Here is a 13448-nt window from a genome sequence, read left to right on the forward strand (position 1 = left end):
GCGTCAGGACGTGACGAGGAACTGGGTCGCGGCGAGCTCGCGGTAGAGGTCGTCGGCGTCGACCAACTCGTCATGGGTGCCGTAGGCGCGGACCCGGCCCGCCTCCATGAGGATGATCCGGTTGGCGCCGGTGACGGTGGAGAGCCGGTGGGCGATGACCAGGACCGTGGTCTCCCGCGCCACCTCGGCCACCACCTCGCGCAGGCGCAGCTCGTTCACGGCGTCGAGCTGCGAGGTGGCCTCGTCGAGCAGCAGCAGACGGGGTTTGCGAAGCAGTGCCCTCGCGATGGCCACCCGCTGGCGTTCCCCGCCGGAGAGCAGGACGCCGCGGTGGCCGACAGGTGTGTCGAGGCCTTCGGGCAGGCGGGCGATCAGATCGTCCAGGCGGGTGCGGGCCACGGCGTGGGCGATCTCCTCCTCGGTGGCGCCGGGCGCGCCGAAGACGAGGTTCTCCCGGAACGTACCGGCGAGGACGGGGGCGTCCTGCTCCACGTAGCCGAGCGAGGCGCGCAGCTCGCTCAGCGGCCATTCGCGGATGTCCCGGCCGTCGATGAGGATTCGCCCGGCCTGTGGTTCGTAGAACCGTTCGATGAGCCCGAAGACCGTGGACTTGCCGGCTCCCGAAGGGCCGACCAGGGCGGTCATGCCGCCCGCGGGCACCTCGAAGTCCACCCGGTCGTGGACGATCGACCGGTTCTCGCCGTACCGGAAGACCACGCCGCTGAAGACGAGGCCGACGGGGTCGGTGCTCTCCGGCTCCCGCGTCCCAGGGGTGGGCGGCTCGGACGGAAGCTCGGAGATCTCCTGGATACGGGTTATCGCGGCCAGGCCGTTCTGCATCTGGGTGAGGTTGTCGATCAGCGTCCCGATCGGGGAGACCAGGTAGAACATGTAGAGAAGGAACGCGACCAGCGACGAGATCTCCAACGCCCCGCCGGCGACGCGCGCGCCGCCCACTCCGAGCACGGCGAGGAACGCCAGCTGGGTGGCCATCCAGGTGCCGACGCTCGTGACCGAGGTCCACGCGGCGGCGGCCACGCCGCGGTCACGTGCCTCGGAGGCCGCGACGCCCACCACCGCGATCTCGCGTGCCTCGGCCCCGCTGGCCTTGACCGTGCGGAACGCCTGGAGCGCGCGGTCGAGTATGGAGCTCATCTCGCCGAGGGCGACCTGGGCCTGGAGCGACGCCCGGCCGATGCGCGGCACGATCGACGCCGCTATCAGGCCGATCAGGGCGACCACCGCGAGCGTGACCAGGAGGAGCAGGCCGTCGATGACGGCCATCAGCACCACCGCGCCCAGGAACATGAAGATCGCGTTCACCGAGCTGGCCAGCGCGTCCGTGCAGACGGCGCGCAGCAGCGTGGTGTCGGAGTTGACCCGGGAGAGCAGGTCTCCCGGCTTGAGCCGGTCCACGTCGGCCACCCTGAGCCGCAGGATGCGGTCGACGAGGCTCATGCGCGAGGTCAGCACGATTCCCTCGCCCATCCGCTCCAGCAGGAAGCGACCCGCCCCCAGCAGCAGGGCCGCCAGCAGGACCGCCACCGACAGCCAGAGGATCGGGCCGGCGAGGTCGCCACCGTTTCCGAAGGCGTCGATCACGCTCTTGGCGAGGATCGGCATCGCCAGCCCGGCGGAGCTCCCCACCAGGGTGAACACGCCACCCAGCAGCAGCACGCGTTTGTGCGGCCGGACCAGGTCGAACAGCGGCCGCCACGAGTTCCACCTGCCCAGGCCGCCGAGGCGCACCCGCCCGCGCGGAACCTTCTCCATCCGAGGCGTCGTTGGTATGCCGCCTGCCTGCTGACCCCGAGGGTCTCCGCTGTCTGCGTCCATGACATCCTCTGTACGGCGCGTACCCGGCGCACCTGGACGGTGGCCGGCCGATCGACCTGGCGGCGCGACTCGGTGGCGGCGCGCAGTGACGGCCAGTGGTGACAGTAAACGGCGAAAGACCAGGAAATCACCGGAGTTCGTGGCCTGAGGACAGGTCGGCGGCCTCGGGGCGGAACCCACCGGCCCGGCTTCTAGTGTTTTTGTGAGTCGCGATGGGTTTCACTGGTCCCGAGTGCTATTCGGCGAGATGAAGGGGTCAACGGATCGTGAGTATCGCGGACGACGTCAGCACCGCATGGGTCCGTCGCTACCATCCGGCGGCGGGGGCGGGTAAGCGCCTGGTGTTCTTCCCGCACGCGGGCGGATCGGCCAGCTTCTTCCGTCCGGCCTCGGCCAGGTTCTCGCCGGGCGCCGATGTGGTGGCCATCCAGTACCCCGGTCGGCAGGATCGGTTGCGGGAGCCGTGCATCACCGAGATCGGCACCCTGGCGGATCGGATCGTCGACGAGCTGATCACGCTGTCGGAGAAGCCGACGGTCTTCTTCGGCCACAGCATGGGGTCGGTGATCGGCTTCGAGGTGGCCTGCCGGCTGGAGCGCAAGGGCGTCAACGCGCCCCACACGCTGATCGCCTCGGGACGCCGTGGGCCGTCCACCCAGCGGGACGAGTCGGTGCACCGGCGCGACGACGACGGCATCATCGCCGAGCTCAAGCTGCTGAACGGCACGGACGCCGGGCTGCTCGGCGACGAGGAGATCCTGCGGATGGCGTTGCCCGCGCTGCGCGGCGACTACCGCGCGATCGAGACCTACACCGGAGATCCCGAGCAGCGGATGAGTGGTTCGATCACCGTGCTGACCGGGGACGCCGACCCGAGGACGACGATCGAGGAGGCGGAGTCCTGGAGCCGGCACACCTCGGGGCGTTTCCGTATCAAGGTGTTCTCCGGCGGTCACTTCTTCCTCACCCGGCACCAGCAGGCGGTGAACGAGGAGATCGCCAGGGAACTCGGGGCGTAGCCGCGTCGGCCCGTCGCGGACGGCGGGCCGACGGCGGGCTTCGCCCGCGCGGCCGATCGTCAGGTGTTCCAGGCGTTCCACGCCTCGGTGATCATCTCGGTGAGGTCCGACCGTTCGGGAAGCCAGCCGAGCTCTTTCACGGCGCGGCCGTTGTCGGCCGTGAGGATCTGCGGTTCCGGCTTGGGCGGCGCCTTCCTGACCGGTACCGGGAGCCCGGTCACGGCTTCCGCCGTCGCCACGACCTGCGCCATGCTGGACGCGGTGCCGCTCCCGATGTTGTAGACGCGGTGCTCGCCCACCCGCACGGCGGCGAGGGAGAGCCGTATCGCCGCCGCCACGTCGAGGATGTGGACGAAGTCGCGGACCGCGGACCCGTCGCCGTTGAGGGTGACGTACGGCGACTCGCCGGTGAGCGCGCGGAAGATGTTCGGGATGATGCGCGCGGTGTCGGTGTCGGCGCGCCCGCCGGCCGCTCCGGCGATGTTGAAGCACCGCAGCGTGACCGCGCCGATCGCCCCGGTGGCGGCGTACGCGGCGACGAGTTGCTCCGCACCGACCTTCGACGCCGCGTAGGGACTCTCCGGATGGGGCTCCACGTCCTCGCCCAGGGCGCCGACGTGCCGCGAACCGTAGACCTTGTCGGTCGACGCGAACACGAATCGAACCGGCGGCACCGATTCGCGGATGTCGTCGAGCGCCATGAGGAGGTTGAGGGTACCGGCCACGTTCACGTCGTAGTACGTCAGCGGGTCGGCGAACGAGTCCCGCCCCCGCGACACCGCGGCGAGGTGGCACACCGCGTCGAAGCGTCCGGCGGCGACGATCTCCCGGATGCGGTCGCGGTCGCGGACATCGCCTTCCACCAGGCCGACGTCGGCGGGCCGCTCCGCGTCCGGGTGGCCCCGGGTCAGGACGGTGACCCGGTGACCGGCGGCGAGAAGCCCGGGGGTGAGCGCACGGCCGAGATAACCCAGACCTCCGGTGACCAGGACGTGCACGTCAACTCCTCCAGACGATCGTCACGCGATGTGCCGGGCCGACAGGATCGGCCTCACCGGATGGACAGCTCGGGGAACGGCACGACGAACGAGCCGCCGGCCGCGGAGAACGCCGTCGACCGTGCGCGGATACTGGCCTCGAAGTTCCAGGCGAACAGTACGCAGTAGTCGGTCGAGTCCGCGACGAGCCGCTCGGAGCCCACGATGGGGATACCGTCGCCTGGCGTGAACTTGCCCACCTTGCGCGGGTTGTCGTCGACGATCCAGTCGATCTCGCCGCCCACTCCCGCCTGGGAGAGGAGGGTGACGGCTCGTGCCGACGCGCCGTACCCGCTGATCCGCCGGCCGGTTTTCGACAGGCCGCCCAGCACGTCGTTGAGGGTCGTGCAGACCCGGTCGACGCGGTTCGCGAAGCCGTCGAGGAAACCGCCGTCGGGCACCCCCGCGTCCACCTCGGCCCACAGGATCCGGTCGAACTCGGCGCTCGGGGAGCGGCCGTCGTCGTCGCGGCCTATCCAGCAGCGCAGCGAGCCTCCCTGGGTCGAGATGAGCTCGGCGTCGAACACCGCGAGGCCGTTCGCCTCGGCCGCCCTGGCCAGCACGTGCAGGGAGAAGTAGGAAAGGTGCTCGTGGTAGACGAACTCGAAGATACCGTGCTGGACCATCGGCAGGACGTGCGCGACCTCGATGACGGCGCTGCCCCCCGGCTTGAGGAGCATGCGGATCGCGCGGAGGACTCCGTTCACGTCGTTGACGTGGGCGAGCACGTTACTGCCCAGCACCGCGTCGACGGGTCCGATGTCGCCCAGGATCCTCTCGACCGTCTCCACACCGAAATGTGTGGTCAGCGTGGGAACCCCGTGCTCCCGCGCGTAGGTTCCCACCTCTACCGCCGGGTCGACGCCGAGCACCCGCATGCCGCGCTCACCGAAGAAGCTCAGCTGCGTGCCGTCGTTCGAGCCGATCTCCAGCACCTTCGCCCCGGCGGCGAGCCCCAGCCGATCCGTGACCAGGGTGGCCAGCGCACGGCAGTGGTCGACGAGGGCGGGAGCGGCACCCGTGGCGTACCGGTAGTCGGCGAACAGCACCGACCGGGGAATGACGTCCACCAGCTGGACCAGGCCGCATCCGGCGCAGCGCACGAGGTCCAGCGGGTATCGGTCCTGGGCTCTGGCCAGCTCCGCGGTGGGCGCGATGTCGTTGGCGGGCGGAGTCGGGGTGAGCGAGACCACCTCCTCCAGGCGGTCGGCCCCGCACACCAGGCACCGGCTGGTGGTGTCCATCAGCGTTCTCTCCCTCCAGCTGTCGGGTCGCCCGGCCGCCGTGGCCACCGCGCTCGATCTGCCGGAAGGCGTTTCGACAGCTCACGACCAGTCCTCGATCGGCCGGCGGTCGGAGCCTACGTCCGACAACACTAGGGGAATTACCTGATCGGCTGAGGCACAATCGCCTGAACGAAACCCCTTGATCTGGGGGAATCACATGATCGCCGACACCGTGTTTCCGTCCGAGTTGTCCGCCAGAGGCGAGGCAGGTAACGCGGATGAAGGAGTATCAGATGCGAATCCTGGTCACTGGCGGAGCTGGGTTCATCGGATCCCATTTCGTTCGGTCAATGCTGGAAGGCCGATATCCCGGCCACGAGGACACCCGAATCACCGTTCTGGACAAGCTGACCTACGCCGGCAGGAGGGAGAACCTGCCCGAGGAACATCCAAGGCTGACCTTCGTACGCGGTGACATCTGCGATCGGGAACTGCTCGCCGACCTCGTGCCGGGGCACGACGCGGTCGTGCATTTCGCCGCCGAGTCGCACGTCGACAGGGCGGTGGACGACGCGGAGCCGTTCGTCTGGGCCAACGTGATGGGCACCCACCGGCTTCTCGAACAGTGCGGGATGAACGGGATCCAGCGGGTCGTGCACGTGTCCACCGACGAGGTGTACGGGTCGATCGAGCAGGGGTCGTGGACGGAACGGTTCCGGCTTGAGCCCAACAACCCGTACTCGGCGTCGAAGGCGGCCAGTGACTGCCTCGCCCGATCGCACTGGCGCACCTACGGCCTGGACCTCTCGATCACCCGATGCTCCAACAACTACGGACCCCGGCAGTATCCGGAGAAGATCATCCCTCGCTTCGTCACCCGCCTGCTCCAGGGGCGTGACCTCACCCTGCACGGCGACGGCAGCGCCGTCCGCGAGTGGCTGCACGTCGACGACCACTGCCGGGGCATCTCCATGGTCCTCGACAAGGGCCGCGCCGGTGAGATCTACAACATCGGCGGCGGGATAGAGCTCACCAACCGTGAGCTGACCGGTCTTCTGCTCGAACTGGCCGGTGCCGACTGGGACCGGGTTCGTTACGTGCCGGACCGGCGCGTCCAGGACTACCGGTACTCGCTGGACCACGGGAAGATCACCGAGGAGATCGGCTACGAACCCGTGATCGATTTCAAGGAGGGCCTCGCGGACGCCGTCACCTGGTATCAGGAGAACCGATCCTGGTGGGAGTCCCTTGACGCGTAGGGATCGCGACCGGAAGTCCCGGTGCCGCTTCGCGGGTTGGTGTGAGGGGCAACCCGCGCGGTGACGCGATCTCCGACGGCCCGCCGTACGGACCCTCTCGACGACTTCGATCGCCGCACCCCGACGGCACCTTGAGGGCACCCCGGCGGTACGGCCGCGCCCGGGTCATGCGCCTCGCCGCGCGGGTTTCGGGTGCGATGCGACTGCCGCCGCGGCCGTGCTCACCTGGCCGCGAACGCCTTCTCGATCGCGCGGACCGCCATACCGGTTCCGTCCTCCGCGCGGATCGCGGTGCCCAGCATCCGGGCACGGGCCGCCATGTCGCCGTTGTCGAGCAGGCTGTCGAGCGCGCCCCGCAACCAGCCGGCCTTGAGGGCGTGCTGGGAACGAGGAGACGGCCCGACACCGAGTTGCGCGATCCTTCTTCCCCAGTGGAGCTGATCGCCCTGGAGCCACACGACCGCCTGCGGGATACCGGCGCGGAACGCCGCCGCGGTCGTGCCCGCGCCCCCGTGATGGATGACGCACGCGGCGCGGGCGTAGAGCCACCCGTGCGGGACGAAGCCCGCCAGGAAGACGTGGGGCGGGAGCTCCTGGTCTCCGAGCCCCGCCCAGCCGGACAGCAGGACGACGCGCCGGCCCAGGCCGCTGACCGCGTCGAGCAGCTGCTCGGTGACCGCGTTGGCGTCGAACCCGTTGTTCGAGCCGAAGCCGATCACGACCGGCGGCTCGTCGGCCACGAACGCCGCGAGGTCGTCCGGGGGCACGTAGTCCGGCTCGTCGAGAAACCAGTATCCCGTGTTGAGGTAGGCAGGACCGAAGAGCGGATCGTGCTCAAGGGTGTGCGGGCTGATGGCGATGAGGTTGAGCAGGCGCGAATGGCTCGCGTCGAAGAGGATGTCGCGCCAGGGGGGAAGGCCGGCCGCGGCGACGACCTGGTTGAGGAGCTTGTCGGTCGCGAGCCTGACTCCCGCGCCGGTGACCGCCCAGGCAAGGGCGTTGCCGACGGGGCCGAGGTCGACATTGGTCGGGCCGTGCCCGCGTGCTCGGCGCAGCGGCCAGGTGTGGTGCACGCTCACGTGGGGCGTGCCGACCGCGCGTGCCGCGGCGACCGCGCCGATGGCCAGCGGTGAGTGGATGACGACATCGGCCTCACCGGCCAGCGCCATCAGCTGAGGTAGCGCGGCACGCTGCTCCTGCGCCAGGAATTCGATCACCACGGTCAGTTGCCGCAGCTTGTTCCTCTCGCTGATGATGCGGAGGTAGTTCGCCTGGAATTCCGTCTCGTTCCAGGTCGGCCTGCCGACGAAGGGAACGCCGACGGCGCCGGCGCGTGCGGTGTAGCTGTCGGAGGCCGAGAACACGACGTCGTGACCCTCGGCGATCAGGCGTTTTCCGAGGGCGAGAAAAGGCTGGACGTCCCCCTCGGAGCCGACGGTCGCTATGAGAGCGCGCATCGCGTCACGGTCGGACGTTCAAGGGCCGGGCCGGTGGTGGTCGAAGTCGGGTTCACCCTTGGTTGCCTCCCTGGATCGGCTGCCGAGGTGACATGTGTGACGGATCCGAGCAGCGATCTTGAGTTTCCTGTCCGGCACATCCTGGTGTGACCGATTCCCGGAAATCATTAGATTCGCGGCGTCGATGCGGGTGATGGGCGGGCGCTCGCGGCCCGGCGCGCGGACGGCTGTTAACGGCCCGCCTGATTCTTTGAAAAACGGTGTCCGTTTTATGGGTGCCGCACTTTCGTGGACACAGAATTCCCTTGTTGTCCCAGGTCAGAGGCATGATCGCAGGTGGCGTCGAATTCTCGGATTAAGTAGGCGTTTTCCTAGCCGAGCGTTCATAGCATCAGGTCTCAGTAGGGTGCCGGGGCCGGTGTCTGCGTTACCGGGGCGGGGTTGACGATGACATCTCCCCGATGTCGTCCAAGCCTCCAGCCGACAGGCAAGTGCCGGGTACGGGCCGCCCCCGGTGGAAGGCCAGGTCCGCGGCAGACCTCTCGACCCTCATCGGTGGTCTGCCGGGATACGACCGGGCAGGCCGCTCATGAGAGCCGCGGTCGATTTCTTTGACGGACAAGGAGAGAACCCTTTATGTGCGGGATCACCGGCTGGGTGTCCTATGACGCGGATCTGACCGAACGGCAGGCCACGATCGACGCGATGACCGCCACCATGGCGCTGCGCGGGCCCGACGCCTCCGGAACATGGCTTCAACGACACGTCGCGCTCGGTCATCGAAGATTGGCGGTCATCGACCTGGACGGCGGCGTGCAGCCGATGGAGTTCGCCACGCCGAACGGTCCGGTGGTCCTGGTGTACAGCGGCGAGGCCTACAACTTCATCGAGCTGCGCAAGGAACTGCAGGCCAAAGGGCACCGGTTCCTCACCGCGAGCGACACCGAGGTCGTGTTGCACGGTTATCTCGAATGGGGGGAAGGCGTCGCCGACCACCTCAACGGGATGTTCGCGTTCGCCGTCTGGGATTCCCGTGACCAGAAGCTCGTCATGATCCGTGACCGGCTGGGGGTGAAGCCGCTCTACTACTACCCGACTCGCGACGGTGTGCTGTTCGGATCGGAACCGAAGGCGATTCTGGCCAACCCCCTCGCCCGCAAGGCCATCGACCTCGACGGGATCCGCACCGCGGTGACCGGAATCGGGCAGGGCCAGGCGATCTGGAAGGGGATGCACGAGGTCGAGCCGGGCACGATCGTCACCGTCCAGGCGAGCGGAATCCGCGACAGGACGTACTGGAGACTCCAGACGGCGCCGCACACCGACGACCAGAAGAAGACGGTCGAACGAGTGCGGCAGCTGCTCGGCGACACCGTCGGCCGACAGTTGATCTCCGACGTGCCCCAGTGCGTCCTGCTCTCCGGTGGGCTGGATTCCAGCGCGATCACCGCTCTCGCGTCGCCCAGGCTGGCCGCGAGCGGTGAACGGGTACGTACGTTCTCGGTCGACTTCGTCGATCACGTCGACCGCTTCAAGGCGGACGTGTTCCGGAGCACCCCGGACGCGCCGTTCGTCAAGGACATGGTCGACCTGATCAAGCCGGTGCACCGGCAGGTGGTGCTGAGCGCGGATGATCTGGCCGATCCGACCATTCGCCGCTCCGTGATCACTGCACGGGACACGCCGAACGCGTTCGGTGAATCGGACATCTCGATGTACAGGCTGTTTCGAGAAATACGCAATGAATCGACGGTGGCCCTGTCCGGCGAGGCGGCGGACGAGAACTTCGGCGGCTACCGGTGGTTCCACGACGACATGCGCGCGCTTCCCATCTTTCCCTGGATGGCGACGGTGCTCAACTCGCAGCCCAGCGCCTCCGCCGTCATGCCTTTCACGGGGGAGGCACTGCAGGCGATGGGACTGGAAGGCTATCTCGGGGATCAGTACGCGACGGCGGTGGCGGCCGTCGATCACCTCGACAGCGCGTCGCGGGTCGAGCGCCAGATGCGCGTCATGTTCCACATGCACCTGACCCGGTTCCTGCGGATGCTGCTCGACCGTAAGGACCGGCTGTCCATGGCGGTCGGCCTTGAGGTGCGGGTTCCGTACTGTGACCACCGTCTCGTCGAGTACCTCTACAACACCCCCTGGAAGCTCAAGTCGTTCGACGGCAGGGAGAAGAGCCTGCTGAGGCACGCCGTGAAGGATCTGCTTCCGCCGTCGGTGGCCAATCGGGTGAAGAGTGGTTACCCGACGATGATGCATGACGTCCGCTATTCGAGCACCCTGCAGATTCAGGCCAAAGAGGTGCTGGCCGACGCGCACAGCCCGCTGTTCACGCTGTTCAACCGAGAATGGCTGAAGTCCATTGTCGAAATGGACTCGGCGAAGATATCGCACGGAGACAAGCTGCTGCTCGACAAGATAATCGACATGCACTGCTGGCTTGACATCTACTCGCCCGAGTTCGCCATTTCCTGACCGTTTCCCGGTGGGACGTCGCGGTTCGAGGAACAACAGGACGGGTGAGGGATGGGCGAGCCGGTGACGAAGGCGCGGGCGGTGGCCGGTGCGTCGGAGGACACGATCGCACCTCTCGCCCGGGGGCCGGTGTCGGTCATCGCCGGAGCGGTCGCGGTGCTGCTGCTGGTGACGAGTGGCCGATACGGCTACTTCGCCGACGAACTGTACTTCGTGGCGGCCGGCGAGCGCCTGAGCTGGGGGTACGCCGACCAGCCGCCAATGCTCCCGTTGATCGCGCATGCGATGGACACGTTGTTTCCCGGATCCCTGGTCGCGCTGCGGCTTCCGGCGACGCTCGTCACGGCGCTGGGGGTCGTCGTCGCAGCCCAGATCGCGAGGGAGCTGGGCGGCCGGCGCCGGGCGCAGGTGATGACCGCGGCGGTGTCGGGGATCGGCATGGTCGTCAACGGCCACCTCCTCGCGACGAACGCCTTCGACGGCTTCCTGTGGGCGGTGGTCTCATGGTTGGTGATCCGCTGGGTCCGGCTGCGTGAGGAGGGGCGGTCCGACGACCGCCCGCTGCTGTGGGCGGGTCTCGCCACGGCCGTCGCCCTGCAGGTCAAGTTCCTCATTCCGGTGCTGTGGCTCGCGCTGGCGGTGGCCGCGCTCGCGGTGGGGCCACGAGACCTGCCGCGCAGGCCGCTGCTGTGGGCCGGTGCCGCGATCACCCTGCTCACCACGCTTCCCGGACTGGCGTGGCAGGCCGGCAACGGATGGCCGCAGTTCGAGATGGTCCGGACGGTGTCGGAGGAGGTGGGCCTGAACGGTGGCCGCGCGCTGTTCCTCCCGCTCGTGCTCGCCCAGCCCGGCCTGCTGGCCGGGGCCGTGCTCGCCTGGTACGGCCTGTGGCGGCTGCTGCGTTCCCCGCTGCTCAGGCCCTACCGGTTCTACGGCGTGACCGCCGTCACGGTGATCCTGGTCTTCTGGCTGGCCGGTGGCCGGTGGTACTACGTGATCGGGCTCTTCCCCGTGCTGTGGTCCGCGGCCGCGGTCGAACTGCAGCGGCGCCGGGCGGCGCGCTGGTGGCGTTGGGTGCCCACCTGGCCGGTCGTCGCGCTGTCGGTGCTGCCGTCCCTCTACTGGCTACCGGTGCTGCCGGCGGAGTGGGTGCGGCAGCCCAGGGCCGGTGAGAACCTCGGGGTCGAGCTCATCACGATCGGTCAGTTCGGCTGGCCGGAGTTCGCCGACACGGTCAGCTGGGCGTACCGGACACTGCCGCCGGACGAGCGGCGGGACGCCGTGGTGATCACCAGGGTCTACTGGCAGGCCGCCGCCCTCGAGTTCTACGGCGGTGAGCGTGGGCTGCCGAAGACGTACAGCGGCAGCCGTGGGTACTGGTACTTCGGCATGCCCCCCGAGGGGACCCGCACGGTGCTGTACGTCGGCGACGAGGGCGAGCGGCTGCGCACGTACTTCGGCGACGTGCGGCAGGTGGCCACCGTGGACACCGGACTCGGCCTGGAGGTCGGCACGCCCGTCTGGCGGTGCGACGATCCGCGGGCCCCGTGGCCGCAGCTGTGGCCGGAGTTCCGGCGAACGGCCATCTGAGGCGACGCGCCGGCGGTGACGCACGAGCCGGACGGGCGAGCGGTGACGTGTACGGACGGACGAGCGACGTGTACGCAGGGACGGACGGGCGGTGACGCACGGACGGACGACCGTCCGGAGCGACCGGCGGACAACGGCCCGGAGACGTACCGGCCGACGGGTCACATACGCGTGTGCCGACCCTCCAGATGGAACTCCCGCACCTTCTCGATCACGAAGTCCTGGTCGGACTCGGACAGCCCGGGGTCGGTGGGCAGGTAGAGCCCGTCGGCCGCGAAGCGGGCGGCGTTCAGCGCCGGCCAGTCGGGGTTGAAGTACATCGGCTGACGGCTCATGGGCTGGAAGAACGGCCGGGTCTCGATCCCCGCGTCGGTGAGGAACTCCCGCAACTCCTCCCGGCGCTCCGCCCGGATGTCGTACATCCACAGGACGTCGCGGGGCGGCATGAGGGTGAGCCCTTCGATGCCGTCGAGCCCGCTGTCGTAGTGGTTCTCGATCCGCTTGCGGATGGCGAGGATCTCGTCGATCTGCTCCAGCTGGGCGAGGGCGACCGCGGCCTGCATGTTCGTCATGCGGAAGTTGTAGGCCAGCTTCTTGTGGATGAAGTCGTGTTCCTTGCTGAAGGCCATGCTGCGCAGGTGGGCCATCTGCTGGGCGAGATGCTCGCTGTTGGTGACGCAGACACCTCCCTCGCCGGCGCTGATGATCTTGTTGGCGAACAGCGAGAAGCACGCGATGTCACCCACGGGACGCACGCCGTGCGCCTCCGCCGAATCCTCCACCACCCTCAGGTTGTACTCGTGCGCCAGCTTCATGATCGCGTCCATGTCGCACCGCCGGCCGTAGACGTGCACCGGCATGATGACCTTGGTACGGGGGGTGATCCGGGACTCGATCAGCGAGACGTCGATGTTGAGGTCGTCGCCACAGTCCACGAACACCGGCACCGCGCCGGTGTAGGTGACCGCCCACGCGGTGGCCACCATGGTGAACTCGGGCACCAGGACCTCGTCGCCGGGGCCGATCCCGAGCGCCCGTAGCGCGAGGGTGAGGGCGGTCGTTCCCGAGGAGCACGCGACGCCGTACGAGACGCCGTTGTACTGGGCGAACTCCTCCTCGAAGCGCCTGACGAAGGGGCCCTGCGAGGATATCCAGCCGGAGCCGACGGCCTCGGTGAGGTACTCCATCTCCCGTCCTGCGAGGTACGGTTTCGAAACCTGATATCTGAACGCCATGGGGTTCCTCACTCATCAGCCGGCCGGGCTCGTTGGCACGGGACGATAGGAGGCGCTCAGAAAATCCCGCCTTCCCCGCCGCGACGCGGGACTCTCCGGGCACGTGCCGGGCCAACCAAAGAAGAACCCGGACGGCACTCGTGAAAACACTAGGATCCGCGCCGGTCCGTCCCGCACCGGCTTCTCGCGCCGCCTGACCTGCGGTGGCCGCACAACTAGTGAAACGCGCAGCCCGTGCTCGGCATAGTTCGTGCTGGCCGTGAGGCCACGAGCCGAACGCGGTGATCCGAGCGCCCACCCTCGCCGGG

Annotated in this window: 9 protein-coding genes; 4 read left to right on the forward strand and 5 right to left on the reverse strand. The window is 68.5% G+C overall.

The genetic code is table 11. The annotated features are described in order from the left end of the window. Window positions 1–3: 3 nt before the first annotated feature. Window positions 4–1773, reverse strand: a complete 1770-nt coding sequence (locus AB0B90_RS38310) for an ABC transporter ATP-binding protein (protein WP_350949963.1) — start codon at window positions 1771–1773, stop codon at window positions 4–6. Between the two features lie 329 nt (window positions 1774–2102). Between AB0B90_RS38310 and AB0B90_RS38315 the strand changes: the two genes are divergently transcribed. Further along, window positions 2103–2855, forward strand: coding sequence for an alpha/beta fold hydrolase (locus AB0B90_RS38315; RefSeq protein WP_350949965.1), 753 nt, complete (start codon window positions 2103–2105; stop codon window positions 2853–2855). A 59-nt stretch (window positions 2856–2914) separates the two neighbouring features. Here AB0B90_RS38315 and AB0B90_RS38320 read toward each other — a convergent pair whose 3' ends face one another. Then, window positions 2915–3853, reverse strand: coding sequence for an NAD-dependent epimerase/dehydratase family protein (locus AB0B90_RS38320; protein ID WP_362926795.1), 939 nt, complete (start codon window positions 3851–3853; stop codon window positions 2915–2917). A 53-nt stretch (window positions 3854–3906) separates the two neighbouring features. After that, a complete protein-coding gene (locus AB0B90_RS38325; protein ID WP_362926797.1) occupies window positions 3907–5136 on the reverse strand; it encodes a class I SAM-dependent methyltransferase in 1230 nt (409 codons plus the stop codon). A 332-nt stretch (window positions 5137–5468) separates the two neighbouring features. Between AB0B90_RS38325 and rfbB the strand changes: the two genes are divergently transcribed. Further along, complete coding sequence (rfbB, locus tag AB0B90_RS38330) at window positions 5469–6377, forward strand: dTDP-glucose 4,6-dehydratase (RefSeq protein WP_350949968.1); 909 nt, start codon at window positions 5469–5471, stop codon at window positions 6375–6377. A 221-nt stretch (window positions 6378–6598) separates the two neighbouring features. Here the strand turns inward: rfbB and AB0B90_RS38335 are convergent, their stop codons facing one another. Continuing rightward, a complete protein-coding gene (locus AB0B90_RS38335; protein ID WP_350949969.1) occupies window positions 6599–7834 on the reverse strand; it encodes a glycosyltransferase in 1236 nt (411 codons plus the stop codon). Window positions 7835–8470: 636 nt separating this feature from the next. Here AB0B90_RS38335 and asnB point away from each other — a divergent pair. Both asnB and AB0B90_RS38345 read left to right on the forward strand, forming a co-directional pair. Further along, complete coding sequence (asnB, locus tag AB0B90_RS38340) at window positions 8471–10315, forward strand: asparagine synthase (glutamine-hydrolyzing) (RefSeq protein WP_362926800.1); 1845 nt, start codon at window positions 8471–8473, stop codon at window positions 10313–10315. Between the two features lie 51 nt (window positions 10316–10366). Continuing rightward, a complete protein-coding gene (locus AB0B90_RS38345; RefSeq protein ID WP_362926802.1) occupies window positions 10367–11905 on the forward strand; it encodes a glycosyltransferase family 39 protein in 1539 nt (512 codons plus the stop codon). Window positions 11906–12066: 161 nt separating this feature from the next. Here AB0B90_RS38345 and AB0B90_RS38350 read toward each other — a convergent pair whose 3' ends face one another. Next, window positions 12067–13092: a DegT/DnrJ/EryC1/StrS family aminotransferase gene (locus AB0B90_RS38350; protein ID WP_350949972.1), complete on the reverse strand. Its 1026-nt coding sequence runs from the start codon at window positions 13090–13092 to the stop codon at window positions 12067–12069. Window positions 13093–13448 lie beyond the last annotated feature (356 nt).

It is taken from the genome of Streptosporangium sp. NPDC049078 (assembly GCF_040648855.1).
GTDB lineage: Bacteria > Actinomycetota > Actinomycetes > Streptosporangiales > Streptosporangiaceae > Streptosporangium.